Source organism: Mannheimia kashgarensis (genome assembly GCF_041807705.1).
In the GTDB taxonomy this organism is placed as follows: domain Bacteria; phylum Pseudomonadota; class Gammaproteobacteria; order Enterobacterales; family Pasteurellaceae; genus Mannheimia.
On the sequence record NZ_JBGTYY010000001.1, the window covers coordinates 163484 to 184228 of the forward strand.

Annotated in this window: 21 protein-coding genes; 5 read left to right on the forward strand and 16 right to left on the reverse strand. The window is 38.3% G+C overall.

Annotation, left to right across the window (positions count from 1 at the left end; genetic code table 11):
• Positions 1 to 94: 94 nt before the first annotated feature.
• From nqrF to ACERCF_RS00820, 6 genes are read right to left on the reverse strand one after another with little or no spacing between them, the layout of a single operon-like run.
• A complete protein-coding gene (gene nqrF / locus ACERCF_RS00795; protein ID WP_373624276.1) occupies positions 95 to 1324 on the reverse strand; it encodes an NADH:ubiquinone reductase (Na(+)-transporting) subunit F in 1230 nt (409 codons plus the stop codon).
• A gap of 10 nt (positions 1325 to 1334) precedes the next feature.
• On the reverse strand, positions 1335 to 1931 hold the full coding sequence (gene nqrE, locus ACERCF_RS00800; RefSeq protein WP_025248146.1) for an NADH:ubiquinone reductase (Na(+)-transporting) subunit E: 597 nt from the start codon (positions 1929 to 1931) through the stop codon (positions 1335 to 1337).
• 2 nt (positions 1932 to 1933) lie between these two features.
• Positions 1934 to 2557: an NADH:ubiquinone reductase (Na(+)-transporting) subunit D gene (locus ACERCF_RS00805; protein WP_373610347.1), complete on the reverse strand. Its 624-nt coding sequence runs from the start codon at positions 2555 to 2557 to the stop codon at positions 1934 to 1936.
• On the reverse strand, positions 2557 to 3330 hold the full coding sequence (locus ACERCF_RS00810; RefSeq protein WP_373610346.1) for a Na(+)-translocating NADH-quinone reductase subunit C: 774 nt from the start codon (positions 3328 to 3330) through the stop codon (positions 2557 to 2559). Before ACERCF_RS00810 ends, ACERCF_RS00805 begins: the two co-directional genes overlap by 1 nt.
• On the reverse strand, positions 3323 to 4558 hold the full coding sequence (locus ACERCF_RS00815; protein ID WP_373610345.1) for an NADH:ubiquinone reductase (Na(+)-transporting) subunit B: 1236 nt from the start codon (positions 4556 to 4558) through the stop codon (positions 3323 to 3325). Before ACERCF_RS00815 ends, ACERCF_RS00810 begins: the two co-directional genes overlap by 8 nt.
• A 3-nt stretch (positions 4559 to 4561) precedes the next feature.
• Positions 4562 to 5920 carry a Na(+)-translocating NADH-quinone reductase subunit A gene (locus ACERCF_RS00820; protein ID WP_373624277.1) on the reverse strand — a complete coding sequence of 453 codons (1359 nt, stop codon included), beginning with the start codon at positions 5918 to 5920 and terminating at the stop codon, positions 4562 to 4564.
• Positions 5921 to 6409: 489 nt separating this feature from the next.
• Between ACERCF_RS00820 and nfuA the strand changes: the two genes are divergently transcribed.
• The gene (gene nfuA, locus ACERCF_RS00825) at positions 6410 to 7006 is read left to right on the forward strand and encodes a Fe-S biogenesis protein NfuA (RefSeq protein WP_373610499.1); all 597 of its coding nucleotides are present in this window, start codon (positions 6410 to 6412) and stop codon (positions 7004 to 7006) included.
• Between the two features lie 110 nt (positions 7007 to 7116).
• Here the strand turns inward: nfuA and pyrG are convergent, their stop codons facing one another.
• From pyrG to ACERCF_RS00850, 5 genes are all read right to left on the reverse strand, one after another.
• A complete protein-coding gene (gene pyrG, locus ACERCF_RS00830; RefSeq protein WP_373624278.1) occupies positions 7117 to 8754 on the reverse strand; it encodes a glutamine hydrolyzing CTP synthase in 1638 nt (545 codons plus the stop codon).
• Between the two features lie 173 nt (positions 8755 to 8927).
• Positions 8928 to 9572, reverse strand: a complete 645-nt coding sequence (locus tag ACERCF_RS00835) for a hypothetical protein (protein ID WP_373624279.1) — start codon at positions 9570 to 9572, stop codon at positions 8928 to 8930.
• On the reverse strand, positions 9573 to 10556 hold the full coding sequence (cysB, locus tag ACERCF_RS00840) for an HTH-type transcriptional regulator CysB (RefSeq protein WP_373624280.1): 984 nt from the start codon (positions 10554 to 10556) through the stop codon (positions 9573 to 9575). It abuts the gene before it with no gap.
• A 1-nt stretch (position 10557) separates the two neighbouring features.
• Entirely contained in the window at positions 10558 to 11235 is a 678-nt protein-coding gene (gene yjjG, locus ACERCF_RS00845; protein ID WP_373624281.1) for a pyrimidine 5'-nucleotidase, read from the reverse strand.
• Positions 11236 to 11331: 96 nt separating this feature from the next.
• The gene (locus tag ACERCF_RS00850; RefSeq protein WP_373624282.1) at positions 11332 to 12222 is read right to left on the reverse strand and encodes a transcriptional regulator GcvA; all 891 of its coding nucleotides are present in this window, start codon (positions 12220 to 12222) and stop codon (positions 11332 to 11334) included.
• Between the two features lie 440 nt (positions 12223 to 12662).
• Between ACERCF_RS00850 and rsgA the strand changes: the two genes are divergently transcribed.
• From rsgA to ACERCF_RS00870, 4 genes are read left to right on the forward strand one after another with little or no spacing between them, the layout of a single operon-like run.
• Positions 12663 to 13700: a small ribosomal subunit biogenesis GTPase RsgA gene (gene rsgA, locus ACERCF_RS00855; protein WP_373624283.1), complete on the forward strand. Its 1038-nt coding sequence runs from the start codon at positions 12663 to 12665 to the stop codon at positions 13698 to 13700.
• Complete coding sequence (gene rnhB / locus ACERCF_RS00860; protein ID WP_373624317.1) at positions 13700 to 14299, forward strand: ribonuclease HII; 600 nt, start codon at positions 13700 to 13702, stop codon at positions 14297 to 14299. The genes rsgA and rnhB overlap by 1 nt, the downstream gene beginning before the upstream one ends.
• Positions 14300 to 14311: 12 nt before the next feature.
• Positions 14312 to 14671: a purine nucleoside phosphoramidase gene (hinT, locus tag ACERCF_RS00865; protein ID WP_373610337.1), complete on the forward strand. Its 360-nt coding sequence runs from the start codon at positions 14312 to 14314 to the stop codon at positions 14669 to 14671.
• A 1-nt stretch (position 14672) separates the two neighbouring features.
• Positions 14673 to 15044, forward strand: coding sequence for a YcfL family putative periplasmic lipoprotein (locus ACERCF_RS00870; protein WP_373610336.1), 372 nt, complete (start codon positions 14673 to 14675; stop codon positions 15042 to 15044).
• 36 nt (positions 15045 to 15080) lie between these two features.
• Here ACERCF_RS00870 and ACERCF_RS00875 read toward each other — a convergent pair whose 3' ends face one another.
• From ACERCF_RS00875 to proQ, 5 genes are all read right to left on the reverse strand, one after another.
• A complete protein-coding gene (locus tag ACERCF_RS00875) occupies positions 15081 to 15713 on the reverse strand; it encodes an MBL fold metallo-hydrolase (RefSeq protein ID WP_373610335.1) in 633 nt (210 codons plus the stop codon).
• Positions 15714 to 15729: 16 nt separating this feature from the next.
• The gene (gene mepK, locus ACERCF_RS00880) at positions 15730 to 16284 is read right to left on the reverse strand and encodes a peptidoglycan L,D-endopeptidase MepK (RefSeq protein ID WP_373610334.1); all 555 of its coding nucleotides are present in this window, start codon (positions 16282 to 16284) and stop codon (positions 15730 to 15732) included.
• 165 nt (positions 16285 to 16449) lie between these two features.
• Positions 16450 to 17976, reverse strand: coding sequence for a L,D-transpeptidase family protein (locus tag ACERCF_RS00885; RefSeq protein ID WP_472853089.1), 1527 nt, complete (start codon positions 17974 to 17976; stop codon positions 16450 to 16452).
• 88 nt (positions 17977 to 18064) lie between these two features.
• Entirely contained in the window at positions 18065 to 20077 is a 2013-nt protein-coding gene (prc, locus tag ACERCF_RS00890; protein WP_373624284.1) for a carboxy terminal-processing peptidase, read from the reverse strand.
• Between the two features lie 73 nt (positions 20078 to 20150).
• On the reverse strand, positions 20151 to 20681 hold the full coding sequence (proQ, locus tag ACERCF_RS00895) for an RNA chaperone ProQ (protein WP_373624285.1): 531 nt from the start codon (positions 20679 to 20681) through the stop codon (positions 20151 to 20153).
• Positions 20682 to 20745 lie beyond the last annotated feature (64 nt).

The window sequence follows — 20745 nt, forward strand, 5'->3', positions numbered from 1 at the left end:
CTGAAAATTTAAGAATATAAACTAAATCAAGCGGTCAATTTTACAAAAAATTTTGCAAAAACGACCGCTTGTGATTTGATGAAGTTACGGTTTATCAACCACCGAAGTCATCTAATAAGATGTTTTCGTCTTCAACACCTAAGCTCTTCAGCATACCGATTACCGCTGCGTTCATCACCGGTGGACCACACATATAGTATTCGCAGTCTTCCGGTGCTTCGTGGTTTTTCAGGTAGTTCTCATAAAGCACATTGTGAATGAAGCCACGGAAGTAGTCTTCACGGTCACCTGGTAGTGGATCAGAAAGTGCTACATACCATTTGAAGTTATCGTTTTCTGCTTGAAGCATATCGAAGTCTTCGGTATAGAACATTTCACGCTCTGAACGAGCACCATACCAGAAGGTCATCTTACGTTTAGATTTTAAGCGTTTTAATTGGTCAAAAATATGCGAACGCATTGGTGCCATACCTGCACCACCACCAATAAATACCATTTCTGCATCAGTATCTTTGGCGAAGAATTCACCAAATGGACCAGAAATTGTTACTTTGTCGCCCGCTTTTAATGACCAAATGTATGAAGACATTTGCCCTGGAGGAGCATCAGGCTGTTTTGGTGGAGGCGTTGCAATACGCACGTTTAGCATAATAATGCCTTTCTCTTCTGGGTATGAAGCCATTGAGTATGCACGGATAATATGCTCGTCCACTTTTGAAGTATAACGCCATAAGTCAAATTTATCCCAGTCTTCGTGGTATTCTTTAGGAATATCAAAGTCTTTGTAATGAACTGTATGAGGTTCTGCTTCAATTTGAATATAACCACCGGCACGGAATGGAACTTCTTCACCTTCAGGAATTTGAAGTTTAAGTTCTTTGATGAAGGTTGCTTTGTTATCGTTAGAAATAACAGTACATTCCCATTTTTTCACACCAAAGATCTCTTCTGGAAGCTCTACATCCATTGAAGATTTTACGTTTACCTGACACGCTAAACGCCAACCTTCTTTTGCTTCTTTTTTCGAGATGTGAGATAACTCAGTCGGTAAGATTTCACCACCGCCTGATTTCACTTGAACTTTACATTGACCACAAGAGCCACCACCACCACAAGCACTGGATACGAAAATCCCTTTGCTTGCTAAAGCACCAAGTAATTTTCCACCTGCCGGTAGTGTAATCCCTTTTTCCGGATCATTATTGATTGAGATTGTAATATCGCCTGAGTCTACTAATTTAGATTTAGCGAAAAGGATAATCACCGCAAGCACTAATACCAGAGCAGTAAATGCGATAATACCGAAAATAAAATTACTATCCACGATATGCTCCTTATAACTGAATGCCCGAGAATGACATAAAGCCTAATGCCATTAGACCAACAGTGATAAAGGTAATACCTAAACCACGAAGACCAGCCGGAACATCAGAATATTTCATTTTCTCTGTTAAACCTGCAAGTGCAACAATTGCTAACATCCAACCTGTACCTGCACCTACACCATAAACTACTGATTCTACGAAGTTATATTCGCGTTGTACCATAAATGATACTCCACCGAAGATCGCGCAGTTTACCGTTATAAGTGGTAAGAAGATACCTAATGCACTATATAATGCAGGGAAGAACTTGTCTAAAATCATCTCAAGGATTTGAACAAGTGCCGCAATTACACCGATGAAGGTAATGAAGTTTAAGAATGTTAAATCTACACCTTCAACTAATGCACCATCTTTTAAAATGTGAGTATAAACTAACTGGTTAGCCGGTACTGCAATACCTAATACTACAATTACCGCAATACCTAAGCCAAATGCAGTTGAAACTTTCTTAGACACCGCAAGGAATGTACACATGCCAAGGAAGAAAGAAAGCGCCATATTTTCAATAAATACGGACTTAACAAAGATACTAATCAGATGCTCCATCTTTATTTCTCCACTTGTTCCGGTTTCCACGTTCTAATTGCCCAGATTACAAATCCGATAATAAAGAACGCACTTGGTGCTAATAAGAATAAACCGTTTGCTTGATACCAACCGCCATCTTGAACAGTCTGCATAATAGTTACACCAAATAGTTTACCTGAACCAATAAGTTCACGTAAAAATGCAACAATAATTAAGATTGCACCGTAACCTAAACCGTTACCGATACCATCTACAAAACTTTCAGCCGGGCCTGATTTCATTGCAAATGCTTCTGCACGTCCCATTACAATACAGTTCGTAATGATTAAGCCTACAAATACCGATAATTGTTTTGAAAGCTCATAAGCATACGCACGCAAAATCTGATCTACTAAGATTACAAGAGAGGCAATAATAGCCATTTGTACAATGATACGAATACTATTTGGAATATAGTTACGAATCATTGAAATAAACATACTTGAGAACGCAGTAACAAAACATACTGCAATTGCCATTACTACCGCTGTTTGTAACTGAGTAGTCACTGCTAATGCCGAACAGATACCTAAGATCTGTAGTGCGATTGGATTGTTATCTGCAATTGGAGATAACAATAACTTTTTAAGATTGTTACTTGCCATTAGTTAGCTCCTGCTTCAGCTTTAAATTTCGCTAAATATGGGCCAAAGCCATTTTTACCGAACCAATATTTAAACGAGCCATCAACACCATTAGAGGTTAATGTTGCACCGGATAAACCATCAACACCGTGCTCTTTATTCGCAGATGCACCTTTTCCGATAGTTAATGCAACTTCATTATTGTCGTTGTATAACTTCTTACCAATAAAGTTTTTCTGCCAGTTAGGGTTAGCAATTTCACCACCAAGACCAGCTGTTTCACCTTGTTCATAGTAAGTAATACCATTAATAGTATTTGCATCAGGTTGAACAGCAACAAAGCCATACATCATTGACCATAAACCATTACCGTGCATTGGTAATACTACTTGTGTTGTTTTACCAGCTTCATCTTTCACTAAATAGACTTCTGCATATTTTGCACGTGTTTTAATATTAGCCTTATCATCTTCAGGCGCAATAACAACATTTGTTTGAGGATCTTTTGCTGCTGTACGAGCATCAAAATCTTTCATTCCATCAACATAGTCGCCTGTTGCTAAATCAACAATTTTAGGCTCAATGAATTTCTCATAAGTTGCCGGTACATTAGTATTCGCTTGTAATAAGCCGGCAGCTTGCAAGATATTTTTCTGCTTATCAAGTTGTTTTTGCATATCTTGGGTTGGTTTTAGCATTACTGCTGCACCCGCTACGATAAGAGAGCAAATTAAACTTAATAAAACAACAACGGTTAGTGTACCGCCAACGCTATCTTTATTAAATTTAGCCATTGTTTGATACCCTCGCTAATCTACGTTTGATATTCCCTCTTACTACTAAGTAGTCGAAGATTGGGGCAAATAAGTTAGCAAATAAGATAGCTAACATCATACCTTCTGGATATGCAGGGTTTACCACACGAATTAATACACACATAAAGCCGATTAAAAGACCGTATGCCCATTTGCCTTTATTAGTAAAAGATGCTGAAACTGGGTCGGTAGCCATAAAGAACATACCTAATGCAAAACCACCTAATACCAAGTGCCAATGCCACGGCATTGAGAATAATGGATTGGTATCAGAACCGATTACATTAAATAATGTTGCCGTTGCTGCCATACCAATCATTACACCCGCAATAATTCTCCAAGAGGCAATGCGAGCAAATACGATAATTGCAGCACCGATGATCAGCATTAATGTTGAGCTTTCACCAATCGAACCCGGAATATTACCTAAAAACGCATCCATCCAAGTGATAGTTTCACCTGTTGCAACGTGTTTTAATGAGGCTTCACCGCCTATTGCCCATTGAGAAAGTGCTGTTGCACCAGAGAAACCATCTGCGGCTACCCATACCGCATCACCTGAAATTTGTGCAGGGTATGCGAAGAATAGGAAAGCACGACCAGCTAATGCTGGGTTCATAAAGTTTTTACCTACACCACCAAATACTTCTTTCGCAACCACAACACCAAAGGTAGTTGCAAGTGCAGCTTGCCAAAGTGGTAATGTTGGTGGAACAATTAATGCAAGTAAGATCGAGGTTACGAAGAAACCTTCGTTGATCTCGTGCTTACGCACCATTGCAAATAAAACTTCCCAGAAACCACCCACAGCAAATACCGTTAAGTAGATTGGTAAGAAATAGGTTGCGCCAAGCAACATTTTCGTTCCCCAACCAGCCTCTGTAACTGAACCTAAACTATTAGCGAAACTATAGTGCCAGTCATTTGCAATTAAATCGCTTAATGTACCTAGATTTAAGGCAGCCAAAATACCTTGGTGACCTACATTGTACATACCGTAGAACATCGCAGGGAATAACGCTAGCCATACGATTAACATCATACGTTTAGAGTCAATCGCATCACGAACGTGAGCATCTTTACGCGTTACCGTACCCGGCGTATAGAAAATGGTATAAGCCGCTTCAAATAGCGTGTAGTATTTTTCATACTTTCCACCTTTATGGAAAGCGGGTTCCATTTTTTCAAAAAGATTTCTCAAACCCATTTTTTAACCATCCTTCTCGATCTTATCTAACGCTTGGCGTAACAATGGTCCCCAGTTATTTTTACCAGAGCATACAAAGGTACATAACGCTAAATCTTCTTCGTCTAATTCTAAACAGCCTAAAGCTTGAGCAGAATCAGTATCCCCAGCTGCTAAATCACGCAGTAATAATGTAGGAATAATGTCCAATGGCATTACACGCTCATAAGCCCCTGTTGGCACCATTGCACGTTCACTACCGTGAACAGCTGTTGTAAAGTTAAATAATTTTTTCGCAAAGTGACCTAAGGTTGTACGTGTAATTGAGTATTTATCAGAGTAAGGTGCGATCATACCAAAGAATGCTTTCTCTCGACCTTCCAATAATGCTGATACTTGTAATGCATAGCGACCAAGATAATCGTGTGGACCAACTGCTGTTGCACCACTTAGAACAGAACCAGAAATCACACGATTTTCACCTGCACTTAGCTCATTGCTGGTTAATTGTGAAAGATTTGCACCTAAACGAGTACGCACTAAGCGAGGATTTTTTACCTGAGGACCCGCTAAGGCAACAACACGATCAGTAAACAATTCACCTGTAGTAAATAATTTACCAATAGCAATTACATCTTGGTAATTTAAATACCAAACTTGTTTATTGGTACCAACAGGATCAATAAAGTGAATGTGTGTACCAATAAGACCTGCAGGGTGCGGACCTTTAAAACGGTTGGTTTGCACATTGTTGATCTGACGACTCTGTGCTGCATTTAAGATATTAGAATCTTCTCCACCACAAAGATGGATCGTTTTTTGACCATCAAATAAACGACTTAACACCGTTAAACCATCAAAGAAGGCTTGCTGGTGTTCTGCAATAATCACCTCAGGATTTGCAGCAAGTGGATTAGTATCCATTGCGTTTACAAAAATTGATGAAGGATTTGCATCTAATGCTGGTACTTTACTGAACGGGCGAGTACGGAACGCTGTCCATAAACCCGATTCTACTAAGTTTTGTTTTACTTGCTCTGAAGTTAATGAAGCTAATTGATTAGCATCATAACGAGCAAAGGTAATTTGCTCATCACCCTCAACTTTAATTACTACGGATTGAAGAACACGTCGTTCACCACGGTTAATTGCCGTAACGGTACCACTTGCAGGAGCAGTAAAAATAACGCCCGGATTCTTTTTATCTTCAAAAAGAACTTGACCTTTCTTCACTACATCGCCTTCACGCACCTTCATTGAAGGACGCATACCCACATATTCTTCACCAAGCATAGCAACTTCAGTAACGGTATTCCCGTTATGGATTACTTGCTCAGGTTTTCCCGCAATCGGAAGATCTAAGCCTTGTTTGATTGTAATCATATTGTTTGCACTACTTTTCTTTTGGGTTAAAAATATGATTGCGCAAAACGCAATCGCTTCTATTGAGCCGCAGCCTTATTTAAAAATAAACGATGATTCCCCCCACTTATTTTTAACAGCTACATTAAGTTCTCAAATCTGTATTATAATCTTCGGCTATTTTTTAACAAAAGATTAACTAAAAATATAATCGTCTATTCTACCTAAAAACTCCCCCTTATGGCTAGAAAAACCCCCTAATTTTTCCCTATTCCGTTTCTAAAATTTGAAGTAAATCAATATTTCTAGCTGACAAAATTGAACAATACCTATGAATGGGTACAAGATTTTGATGCAAGCGGTCAAAATTTATTCTTAATTTGCAATTCCTATCATCAAAATAGTTTATCTCAAAAAATAGATGGCGATTTTAGCTAGGCAATTTTATAATTCAGGCGTAGAATAGTTGATAAATTTTGTAGAATATTTTTAATGACAGGACAAGATAAAATGGAAGAACAAACTACTCATATTTCAATTTCAGACGCAGCACAAGCCCACTTTGCAAGACTTTTAGAACAACAAGAAGAAGGTACAAATATCCGCATTTTTGTGGTAAACCCTGGAACACCTGGTGCAGAATGCGGCGTATCTTACTGTCCGCCAAATGCGGTAGAGGAAACAGATACCGAATTTACTTTCAACAGTTTTTCCGCCTTTGTTGATGATGTCAGCCTGCCATTTTTAGATGAAGCTGAGATCGATTATGTAACTGATCCTATGGGTTCACAGCTCACACTAAAAGCTCCTAATGCCAAAATGCGTAAAGTGGCAGATGATGCTCCATTTATCGAGCGTTTAGACTATGTGATTCAAACTCAGGTAAACCCACAACTTGCCAGCCACGGCGGTAAAGTAACCTTAATTGAGGTTACGGAAGATAAATATGCAGTCCTTCAATTCGGTGGCGGTTGTAATGGTTGCTCAATGGTTGATGTAACCTTGAAAGAAGGGATTGAGAAACAGCTCTTAATGCAATTCCCAGATGAATTAGTTGGTGTAAGAGATATTACCGAACATCAACATGGCGAACACTCTTACTATTAAGAAGGCAAAAAAGGATAAATCAAACGATTTATCCTTTTTTAATTTTATCATTTATAAGCGGTCGCTTTTTGCAATTTTTTTACAAAACCCGACCGCTTGTAAAATTCCAATTAAGCTTTACGGCTGTCTTGGTAATCTTTAGCTGCTTTTACAAAACCTGCAAATAATGGGTGCCCATCACGCGGGGTTGAAGTAAATTCTGGGTGGAACTGTGCTGCGATGAACCAAGGATGATTTGGTACTTCAACAATTTCCACTAATTTACGGTCGGCAGATAAACCACTTACTTTTAAACCTGCCGCTTCAATTTGAGGCAATAAGTTGTTGTTCACTTCATAACGATGGCGATGACGCTCAACAATCGTTTCAGCTCCATACACTTCTCGTGCTTTTGAGCCTTCAATCAAATGGCATTTTTGTGCGCCTAAACGCATCGTACCACCTAAATCAGATTCATCTGAACGGGTTTCTACATTACCTTCTGCATCTTGCCATTCGGTAATTAAGCCAACAACAGGTTGCGAACAATCTTTATCAAATTCAGATGAATTTGCTTCTTTTAACCCTGCTACGTTACGCGCATATTCAATTAACGCAATTTGCATACCTAAGCAGATACCTAAGTAAGGAATGTTGTTTTCACGTGCATATTGGGCGGTTCGGATCTTCCCTTCTATACCACGATAACCAAAACCACCCGGTACTAAAATACCATCTAAGCCAGCTAATAATTCTGTGCCTTTGGTTTCAATATCTTGTGAATCAATATATTTGATATTTACCGTTAAGCGATTGGTTAAACCAGCGTGTTTTAATGCTTCGTTTACTGATTTATACGCATCTGGTAATTCAACATATTTACCCACCATACCGATAGTAACTTCACCTGTTGGGTTTGCTTGGCGGTATAGCACTTGCTCCCATTCTGAAAGATCCGCTTCTTTACAATCTAGGCGGAAACGATCACACACAAATGAATCTAAGCCTTGTGATTTTAATAATTCAGGAATGCGGTAAATAGAATCAACATCTTTTAATGACACCACCGCACGCTCCGGCACGTTGCAGAATAACGCGATTTTTTTCTTCTCATTTTCAGGGATCGCACGATCTGAACGACAAATTAATACATCAGGCTGAATACCGATTGAAAGTAGTTCTTTCACTGAGTGTTGTGTTGGCTTGGTTTTCACTTCACCTGCAGTTGGAATATAAGGCACTAAGGTTAAGTGCATAAATAAGGTTTTTTCACGCCCAATATCCACCGCTAATTGGCGTAATGCTTCTAAGAATGGCAATGACTCAATATCGCCGACTGTACCGCCCACTTCAACAATAGCGACATCACGCCCTTTTCCGCCCTCAAGCACACGAGCTTTAATTTCGTTAGTGATGTGAGGAATAACTTGAATGGTTGCTCCTAAATAGTCTCCACGGCGTTCTTTACGCAATACTTCTGAGTAGATTTTACCGCTCGTGAAGTTGTTTGCTTTGCTCATTTTTGAACGGATAAAACGCTCGTAATGACCTAAGTCTAAATCGGTTTCCGCACCGTCTTCTGTAACGAAAACTTCACCGTGTTGCGTTGGGCTCATCGTACCCGGATCAACGTTGATATAAGGATCAAGCTTCATAATGGTTACGTTTAAACCACGAGCTTCAAGAATAGACGCAAGAGAGGCTGCCGCAATACCTTTACCTAAAGAAGATACAACACCGCCCGTGACGAAAATATAATTCGTTGTCATTGTTATTGCCTTTGCTAGTTTGGTTTGATTGGATTTCAGAAAAGTTCGCTTTATTTGATAAAGAGAACTATCAGGACGGGAGAATAGTTTACAGGATATTATGAAAAATAGCTATCGGAAAAGCAAACAAGCGGTTGCAAAATTTTTATATTTTACAACCGCTTGTCACCCTGTTATTTCACAAAGCTATCAAAAGTTAGCTCATAATTATCGCCATCTCGGCTATAAGAGATATAACGTGGGAATTTTTCGCCCTCATATTTTTTAACTGTAATATCTTTATTATCGCTGGTTCTAAACTTATAAGTAATTTCTTGATAGGTTTTTCCGCCAGATTTTACCTCTTTTTGTGATTTACGTAACTGTACATTTGGTGTCGGGTATAGTTTTTTACCATTTGTGGTTTGAAAACTTGTTGGTAATTTATCGTAATAGCTCAATTGGAATGCGGTAGTAAACAGATCATAAGTCGGCATTGTTAATGCTTCTTCTTTTAATGGCTCTTTTACTTTTCCATATTTTACCGTTTTGGAATCAATTTCTGCCATTGCATAGGTTTTGCCATTACGACTGTCTCGGTAGCTTAACATATTAAACTGACCGTTTTTTTCTGTGCCTTTCGCTGTAAACACGATTTTATACAAAGGTACGTTAATTCTTGCCTGAATATCATATTGTCCGCCGCCGTTGTTAAATTTAATATAGGCTGGCATTAAGTAATTTGAACTATATTTAATATTGTAGCTGTCTGCATAAGCGGTTGAAATTAACGCTGATGTTGCAATAATAACGGTTGTCAGTTTCTGCCAAATTTTCATCTATTTCTCCTCTAAAGATACACGTTCAAACAATCTTGAGATGGTATTGTTATCTGGCAATTGTTCGGCTTTCTCCACTTGCACTCGTGTTAAATGTGGCGAAAAATAATTAATAAAATCATACATATAATTACGAAGGAATGTGCCTCGTTTAAATGCGATTTGAGTCATACTTGGTTGGAATAAATGGCTTGCATTGATTGCAACTAAATCTTTATCCGCTTCAGTATGTGCCATTGATGCCATAATTCCTACTCCTAAACCTAAACGAACGTAGGTTTTGATCACGTCTGCATCGGTTGCAGTAAACACAATATTTGGCAAAATGCCTTCTTTATTGAATGCGTGATCTAAATCTGATTGCCCGGTAAACCCAAAGGTGTATGTAATCAAATCATATTTACCTAGTTCTTCGACAGTTAAATTTTGGCTTTGGTTCACAAAAGTTGCCAATGGGTGGTCTGGTTTAACAATAACTGAGCGATTCCACCAATAACAAGGCAGCAATATTGCTTCCTCAAATAAGTATTGTGCTTCTGTCGTAATGGCTAAATCCACCTCGCCAGCCATTAACGCATCATAAATTTGGTTTGGCGAACCTTGATGTAGATGCAAGCTCACTTCAGGATAACGTGCTTTAAACTTTTCAATGACTTCAGGCAACATATAGCGGGCTTGCGTATTAGTAGTCGCAATTCTTAGCACACCTTTATTTGGGCGAGTTTGCTCCTCTGCCACCGATTTAATACTTTGAGCTTTAACCAATAACTCTCGAGCAATCGCCACAATTTTCTCGCCTGCTGGCGTTAATCCTTTAACATGCTTACCGTTACGCTCAAAAATATTAATACCCAACTCACTTTCTAACAGACGAACCTGCTTACTAATACCCGGTTGAGAGGTGTAAAGTACCTCTGCAGCCTCAGTAATATTCAAATTTTGGTTTACTATTTCTACAATGTAACGTAGCTGTTGTAGTTTCATTCTATATTCCTTCTACAATCTCTATAAGTTGGTTAATTGCGTTGATTTCATAAGTTGGCTTGATGTCAGTATCATTTTCCAAATTGAATGTATTGAGCCAACAGGTATCAATGCCCGAATTATTTCCGCCTAAAATATCGGAAGCGAGAGTATCGCCCACCATCAGCACTTTAGTGCGGTCGAATTCGTCCATTAAGGCAAAAGCATAATCAAACACTTGGCGATCGGGCTTAGCCGCTCCAATCTGTTCTGAAATCACAACAATATCAAAAAAATGGGCGGTTTGAGTGTTATCTAAACGTTTTTGCTGTAATTCGGTAAAACCATTTGTGATAATCCCCATTTTTACCTTGCCATACAAGGCATTTAATGTCTCAATTACCCCTACTAATGGCTGGCTAACCAATGCCATTTCTGCCATTAATTCTTGATTTAATTTTAATGGTTCAACGCCCGTTTGTTGCGATAATTTTGTAAAACGGCGGATTTGAATATCTTGTGCCGTAATTTCATTATTCTGATAAGCCACCCAAAGTGGCTTATTAATGGCTTGGAAATCTTGATAATCTTGCTCACTGAAATCAATCTGATAACGAGCTAACATTGCTTTCAAGCCTAAATAAGAATTAAACGAAAACAAGGTTTCATCGGCATCAAATAATATCCATTGGTATCTCATAATCTTCCTTTTACTCGCTATGCTTGCTCCTATGGAGCCGCTCAGAGCCAACGTTCAAACGCAAGCGTTTGTTAAAAAATTTGCAAATAAGGCGATTTATTCGCACTCTGTCATTTTTTGTTGTACCCACTCTACAAAAAATTTCACTTTCGGTACTTGAGCCGATTGCGGTGGATACACCACATAAAACGATTTTTCATCAAACAGTGATGTTGGGAACGGCTCAATTAGCGTACCTTTTTCAATCTCGTGTTGAGCTAATACCTTATTCGCAATCGCAACGCCTTGCTGGTGCATAGCTGCTTGTAACACCATAAACGTATGACTAAAAATAGAACCTGTTTCTGCATCCACTTTATCAGCAATATTGAGATGCTCAACCATTCGCTTCCATTTGTTATAAGTAGAAGAATGTAGTAAATGCTTATCAACTAAATCATTTTTCGACTGAATACGATTTTGCGATAAATACTCTGGCGAGGCTAAAATCACAATGCGAGACTCTGTTAAACGGATAGATTCTAAGTCTTGCCAATCTCCTGTACCGTAATAAATTGCTACATCAGTTTCTTTGCCAAGTAATCCTTCATCTTGATCTACGCCTTTAATACGAACTTCAACCTCAGGGTATTTTTCGTGGAAATCAGCTAAACGAGGTACAAGCCAGTGCATACCAAAGGTTTGTGGAACACTGATAGTGAGAATTTGACGGCTACTTTGCTGGCGAACTTTATCGGTTGCCAATGCAATTTGCTCCAATAAAGGTTGCACCTCGTAGAAATATTGTGCTCCTAATTCCGTTAATTCTAATAAACGGTTACGGCGATGAAATAACGAAGCTCCTAAAAAGTCTTCCAATAACTTAATTTGATGACTAACGGCAGCTTGAGTTACAAAGAGATCTTCTGCTGCTTTGGTAAAATTCAAATGCCGAGCGGCAGATTCAAATGCTTTAAGTGCATTGAGTGGTGGAAGTTTTCTGTTCATAATATTTAAATATAATGAACTGCTAAGATAAAGCAATTCCATTATTTTTTCTGATGGTTAAAATTAAAAAAATTCGGTTGATAGCTGAAAGTAGAAACAATAGAATACTCTCCGTACTTAATGGATGGTCGTAGAATTTATTCTATTTCTAAATTTTAAGTATGATGTTGTGTTTGCATATTGGTCTAGGAAACTAGACTAGAGTAACGAAAGTTACTCGTTTCACTTCCTGTATATTTTGAACCGTATTGGTTTATAACCGCCCACTTTGGGCGGTTTTTTCTATCTAAAATAACTATAGAAGATTGGTTGCCATTCTATATTATTCGTTATATTTATTCTAGCTTTTATGCTTTTTTATTCTTTCATTTTCATCTGTTATAAAAATAGGTTTTATAGTATCCTAGTACCATAACTATTTTTAATAGCAGAGTATTCCTTTGAGTAAACCAAAACTAACCCACAATCAGCAACGTAGAATAAAATCTAATCATCATAAGCGCATCAATAAAAAAGAGGTGGAATGGCAAGATGATATGCTGGGCGAAACGCAGCAAGGCATAGTTGTAACCCGACACGTCAAACACGCTGATGTTGAAATGGAAAACGGTGAGATCTTTCGTTGTAATATCCGTCGTACGTTAAAAAATGTAGTCGTTGGCGATCAGGTTTCTTGGCGTAAAGGCAGCGAACAGCTACAGGGTATTAGTGGAGTGATTGAAGCGGTATTCCCTCGTAAAAATGAGCTTACCCGCCCAGATTATTATGATGGCATTAAAGTAATGGCATCAAATATCGATCAGATCATCATCGTTTCCGCAGTTTTGCCTACGCTTTCGCTCAATATTATCGACCGCTATTTAGTGATTTGCGAAACCGCTAATATCCCTGCTCTTATTGTGCTGAATAAAATTGATTTACTTAATGAAACAGAACGACAAGAAGTTCAAGAGCAGTTAAAAATTTATGAAGATATTGGTTATGAAACCCTGTGCTTATCTGCCGATACAGGCGAGAATATGCAAGAATTGCACCAATATCTTGCAAAAGGCACGTCTATTTTTGTTGGACAATCGGGCGTTGGGAAGTCGAGCCTAATCAATCAGCTTCTGCCAGAGGTTAATGCACTAACAGGTTCTGTGAGCGATAATTCAGGTTTAGGGCAACATACTACCACCGCTTCACGTTTATATCATTTAGCACAAGGCGGTCAATTAATCGACTCGCCGGGCATTCGTGAATTTGGCTTATGGCATTTAGAGCCTGAACAAATTACACTTGGCTATCGTGAGTTTCAATCTGTACTCGGTACTTGTAAATTCCGTGATTGCAAGCATAAAAATGATCCGGGCTGTGAACTAAGACAAGCGGTCGAAAATGGTCAAATTTCTGTAATTCGGTTTGAAAATTACCATCGCTTAATCGAAAGCCTTTCTGAAACCAAAAGCCAACGCCATTTTAGAAAAGAAGAAGTATAATAATGAGTAAATTTATCTATCCAAATGCGAAATTGATTGCAGGTGTTGATGAAGTTGGGCGAGGCCCTTTGGTTGGGGCAGTGGTAACCGCTGCGGTTATTTTAGATCCAAATAATCCTATTGAAGGTTTAATGGATTCCAAAGAACTATCAGAAAAGAAACGCCTAGCATTAGCAGAAGAGATTAAAACAAAAGCCTTGAGTTGGTCACTTGGCAGAGCTGAACCTGCTGAAATTGATGAATTAAACATTCTTCACGCCACAATGCTGGCAATGCAGCGTGCGGTGGAAGGACTGCATATTCAGCCTGATTTCATCTTAGTCGATGGCAATCGACCACCGCTATTTTCTGTGCCTGCACAAGCGGTAGTTAAAGGCGATAGTTTAGTGGCTGAAATCAGTGCAGCTTCGATTATTGCCAAAGTAGCACGAGATCAAGAAATGGACGAATTGGATAAACAATTTCCACAGTACGGTTTTGCCAAGCACAAAGGCTATCCAACTAAATTACATTTTGAGAAATTAATTGAATTTGGAGCAACACCTTATCATCGCAAAAGTTTTGCTCCAGTGAAAAAAGTATTAGGCTTAATTGATTAGAAGGAAAATTCTATGACAACAGAATATCAAGAAACCATTTTTACTAAAATTATTAATAAAGAAATTCCTGCAAATATCGTCTATCAAGACGAGCTTGTTACAGCATTTCGTGATATTGCTCCACAAGCACCAACCCATATTCTGATTATTCCGAATAAATTTATTCCAACTGTGAATCACGTTATCACCGAAGATGAGTTAGCATTAGGACGTTTATTTACCGTTGCGGCAAAAATTGCCAAAGAAGAAGGTATTGCCGAAGATGGCTATCGACTAATTATGAATTGTAATAAAAACGCTGGGCAAGAAGTATTTCATATTCATATGCACTTACTTGGTGGGCAGAAATTAGGGCCGCTAGTGGCGAAATAATATGCGTTTATCCTATTTTACTTTTGCAATTTTCTCGATTTTTTTGACCGCTTGTGCCAGTAAGCCCGTAAGTTATTTACCCACAGGCTCAAAGCCGATCGTGAATATTGAGGAAGATATTGCACAAAAAGTTGAGCTCAATACCAACGGCAAAACCTTTAGTACCACAAACTTAACTGATTTTCCGCTTAATGTGGTTTACAAGCTATTTTGGTACGATAAAGATGGCGTAACCCAATCGCCTGGCGGTATCTCTGAAAGCTCTGGCTGGCAAACTTTATGGCTACAACCAAAACAAAAACAAACAGTAGCATTAATTAAGCCTACTGAAGAAAGTCATAATTATCGACTTTATTTACGCGGTGCAAGATAGTAAAAAAGCAGAGTAAAAACTCTGCTTTTTGTATCTCTAAGATTTCAAAAACGGATTACTTTGCTTTTCTCGCCCAATGGTGGTATGCGACCCGTGTCCGGGAACAATGATGAAATCATCATCTAAATCAAACATTTTAGTACGAATAGTTTCTAAAAGTTGATCATAATTTCCCATATAGAGATCGGTTCTTCCAATGCTGTCTTGGAATAAAACATCGCCACTAAAAGCGATTTTATTCTCAAAGTCAAAGAAACCGATATGACCCGGTGCGTGTCCCGGCAAGTGGCGAATATGATATTTCAATGCCCCTACTTCAACCACATAGCCTTCTTCTAGCCAGTGATCTGGATAAAATCCACTTACTGCTGGCAAGCCGAATTGCTGACACATTTCAGGTAAATGTTCAAATAACGGCTTGTCTGCAATATGAGAACCAAATACTTCAACATTAAAATGATCTCTTACCTTCTCAACCGCCATAATATGATCTAAATGGGCGTGGGTAATCAGTAATTTCTGCACCTTTAGATCTTGAGATTCCACGAATTGAATGATTCGGTCGGCATCATCGCCGGCATCAATAATCGCTGCATTTTTATCGTTATCCCAAATAACAGTACAGTTTTGCTGAAATGGGCTAACAGGAATAATTTGCAAATTAAACATAAAATATGACCGCTTGTTAGCCTTTCCAAGTACGAACAGGACCAGTATCAACGTGCACAAAATTACTGCGTGGATAGTAACCTACACCACCGTTATTTAAACTTTCTGCTGCCTGTCGTACTTTATTTAACGGTACACCAGAAACTTGGAAATCAATCGCTTTTCCAAGAATATGATAACTCTGACTTGCCACACCACGGCTTCTACGGCGAAGTTTTGCATTTGTTTGTGCTGAGCGATAGCCACTTAACACTAAAATTTCCGCATTACGGAAACCTAACCGACGCTGTAGCTGGTTAAGTTTTACAAATAATTTTGGATCAATCGCCTTAACTTGATTAATATGGCGATCTCGCATTAAATAGTTTAATTGCCCGAGATCCTGCTTATTTAACCCTGCTGCACCGAATTTTGCCGTATAAGTATCACCCGTGTTCACATTACGAAAACGCAATGCTACCGGAGCCGGCGTAGAAAGTGCTGCCATTACTTGACCCGGCAGAAGGCTAGCCCCTAAAACAAGTCCGCCAAGTGATAACCACTTACGGCGTTGAACATCAATTTGTTTCATTTTTACCTCATAGGTTAGCTAATGATTTATAGAAAGTCGTTCCATTCTGAGCGAATTTCTATACACCATATTCAGCTAAAATTTAGAATCGTAAATTTATGTAAACTAAATTTGAAAAAAGTTCCAAGAAGATCGAAATCTTCTTGGAAATTTATATTTAATCAATTAAATAATACTTTTCAATTTACCCCAACTAATCGAGTATTGAGGAATTTTGGCATCAAAGTTATAAATATCAGGGAGTGTTTGCACCTTTCCACCTTCAACCCAAGAGGTTACATAATATAAGTAAACCGGGTTATCTGAGCGAATTTGTGCTGATGTTGTTTTCTTACTACCTAATACTTGGTTCTTTTTATCTACACTCCAACCGGCTTCTTTTAAGAGAATAGTAGCAAGTTCATCCGACTTAGCGACTCGCACACAACCGGAACTTAAAGCACGGTTTGTTTTACCAAATAATCCTCTATTTGGTGTATCGTGTAAATAAATAGCATCTGAACTTGGCATATTAAATTTATAACGACCTAAAGCACTATCATCTCCTGCTTTTTGACGAATGCGATAAGGAGTACTTTTAGCATTTAAATATTGAGACCAGTTCACACTACGGGGATTTACTTTATTACCACTGCCATCAATAATCTCAAAACTCGCTCTATCCGCATAACCAGGGTCACGAGCTAATTTTGGCACAATATCTTTTGTCATAATGCTAGTTGGCACATTCCAAGGCGGATTTACAAGCACATTGCTTAATTTACTGTACATTACCGGTGTTTTACGATCTTCCCGTCCAACAATTACCTTAGATTGTAATGTTAGCTGACCATCACGGAAGTAATATAATTGGTAGCTTGGAATATTTACAAAGATACCGTTACTAAAACTTGGAATAATACGTAAACGCTGTGCATTCAATGCCAGTTTATAAAAAGAAGAACCGTTAGCACTTTCTGCTGCTGTTTTACCTTTCTTCGTTTTACCTGAAGATGTTTCACCCGCCATCGCTAATACTCTATCTGCAGTATCACGATACAAATGATTTCTAGGCACTAAATTCGTTACAAATTGACCTGAAGAACCATTTTTGACCGAGCTAACCCATTTACCGATTTGCTCTACCGATGGGGCTTTAGGAGAGTAGCTACCTAAGTTATACAACCAGCTATTCGCATTTTTAAATACGTTTTTGTTGTAGTAGAGATAATCTAAAAAGCCATCTGTCAGTAAAATATCCCGCCCTAAACCTTCAGGTTGATTTAAAATTTGTTGTAACGCTTTTGCTGATTTAGCCGATACACCACTTGCAGCAAACAGAGCATATTCTTTTAAAAATACTTTTTCTGCTGCTTTATCATTCCACATTGTAGAGAATTCACTCTCTAAATAAACTTTAGTTGTTGCTTGGTTAAGCAATAATGAATTTGCACCAATTTCTTGTTTTACTCGTGCTTCCGCTTCTGCAAATTTTCTTGCTCGCTCTTGGCGAATTTGTTCTTGTGCCAGCGCATAATCGGCTTGCTTCACTAATTCTGCTGCTCGAGCTTGTTGGACAGCAAAACTTAGTTGCGGTAAAATATTATCTTGCACAGAAGGTGCTTCAGCCTGAGTAAGTGTTACTGTTGCTGTTTCAGCTAAAGCTACACCTGAAAGCGCCATCATAATAGGTAATAATTTAAAGGTTCTCAACCTACTCTTCCTCTTATTATATTATTTATAAAAAATAGACCGCTTAGTTACCTAAGCGGTAATATTTATGCGTATATTATAACCATATTTATGGCTTTTTATCAATTTCTGACCAATCGATAACCATTTGTACCGCTTCTTTCAAGAAGAAATCAGGAGCTTCATAGTCTTTTGGTAAATCATCAATATTTTTCAATGCTTTCTTACCCTCTCTTGCAAAGCGTGCATTGATATCTTTCAAGCGTTTTTCATCATCAGCTTTTTCTTCTCTTAAACGTTCTTCCAAATTTAACGATAAGAATTTACGCCCATCACGCTCTTTACGAATTGTAATATTTTCGTTTAACACAATGAACTCCGGGTGCTTTGCAATACGATCTTCGTGTTTAGCTTTTAACGCTGAAACTGCATTACGCGCATTTCCCACTTCTTGATAAGTTGCTGCCAGTACCTTATCCCAAGGCAGTGCGTTATCTTCAAAACTTTCACCAGTTTTTTCCGCATTGATGATTTCAGGGAATTTAATATCCGCATCAACCCCTTTCAACTGAGTACTACCACCGTTAATACGATAGAATTTTTGAATTGTATATTGAATAAAACCTAACGGTTCCTTATCTAAGTCATACACAAAATTCAATGAACGGCTTTGTTGCACTGTTCCTTTGCCGAAAGTTTGCTGACCAACAACAATTGCACGATTATAATCTTGCATTGCTGCAGCAAAAATTTCAGAAGCTGACGCACTATGGCGATTAATCATTACCATAATTTTACCGTCATAAACGATTTTTGATTCTGGATCTTTGTGTACTTTGATGCGGTTAAAAGCATCTTGAACTTGAACCACTGGTCCACCTTTAATAAACAATCCTGTTAAATTAATCACTTCCGTTAATGAACCACCGCCGTTCTCACGCAGATCAATAATTAAGCCTTCTACATTTTGCTTATTCATATCTGCTAATAATTTACGCACATCTTCAGTTAGGCCAATGTAGAAAGTTGGAATTTTAATTACCCCAACACTTTTACCATCAACTTTCTCAACGGTTAATTTAGCCGCACTGTCTTCAATTCGTACTTTATCACGCACAAGAGTAATAATTTTGGTTTTTCCGCCTTTTTCCGGCTCAATTTCTAAACGAACTTTTGTGCCTTTTTTACCTTTGATCTTATCGACCACATCATCTAAACGCCAGCCGATAACATCTTCAATAGCTCCTTTTTCACCTTGACCAACACCAATAATCTTATCGCCCACAACAAGTTTCTTGCTTCGTGCAGCCGGAGCCCCTGGCACTAACGAACGAATGCTGGTTACATCATCTTCTTGAGTAAGCGTTGCCCCAATCCCTTCTAATGAAAGGTTCATACTTTCTTGGAATGCTTTAGCTGCACGAGGTGAAAGATAGCTGGTATGCGGGTCGATCTCACGAGAAAATGAATTCAAGTAAGTTTGTAAAATATCGTCTGCTTTAACTTGTGTTAAACGCTTAATCGCAAAGTTATAACGCTTGGTTAAAGTTTTCTTGATTTCAGGCCATTTTTTATCTTTCAGATATAAATTGATAATGTCATTTTTAACACGCTGTTCCCAGAGTGTATTAGCTTCTTCTACTGTAGTTGGGAATGGCGCTTTTTCACGATCAATTTCAATTTGGTCACTACCTTTCAAATCAGGTTCTTTATCTAACAAAGACAACGCATAGCTATAACGCTCGTAACGGCGTTTCGACATCAATTCATACATTGCAAATGCGGCATCTAATTTACCTGCATAAAGATCATCATCTAAAGACGCTGCATATTTGCTACGCATTTCTTCTACATCGGATTGCAGGAAAGTATTATGAGAAGCATCAAGCCAATCAATGTAACGATCAAAAATTTTATGTGCAAACTCATCATTTAACTGGAATTTATGGTAATGAGATTGCGTTAAACGAGCCGTTACACGCTTTGTGGATAAGCTATGTTGCTCGGTTGGTTTTGGGATAACGATTGCACTTTCTTTCATATCAGGTTGCACAGCAATGGCATTACCGGCGAAGAAACCTAATGTAACTGCAAAAATCGTATTTAATTTTTTTAATTTCATTTTCTATTCCAATCTACAAGCGGTCATAAAATGACAAAAATTAGCAAAGGGTGTATTTACTACGCCCCACATTTTATTTACGACCAAATTTACTTGCTAAAGCCGCTAATTTTTCCTCTGATGCCTTAGCTGAATTATCTGATTTTGCTTTGTTCGCTTTAGATTCTGCACGTTTTTTAGCATTCTCTTCACGAGCTTTTTGTTTAAAGAATTCTTTACGTTGTTCTTTACGCTCTTGTGCTTTACGTTCTGCAACAACAGCTTTGGCTGCTGCTAGAGTATCTGCTGCGTGATCTGCTTCTTCTTCAGTAACTACACCTGCTTCTTCGCCTTGTAATCCTACACGAGCAACATTCGCTTGGCTTGCCGCTAAATAACGCCAAGAGTTTGTATAGTTGCGAAGCACTTGGCGTAATAAGGTTTTACTTACTTTTTCATCATCTTTTAACGCTTCTGCTAACTCTTGGAAAAGTCCTACCTTTAATGGTTTTGCCTCACCCTCCACACTAAAACAAAGTGGAAATTTCTCTGCTAAATACGCAATCACTTCCTTTGTACTTGGATTTGTTTTATTGTGAGTTTGTTCTACTTGTTGTTCCGACATAATAAGTTCCGTTAATAAAAATTCGAGAATTTGCTAAGTTAAAATCTAACTCGATACTATATTT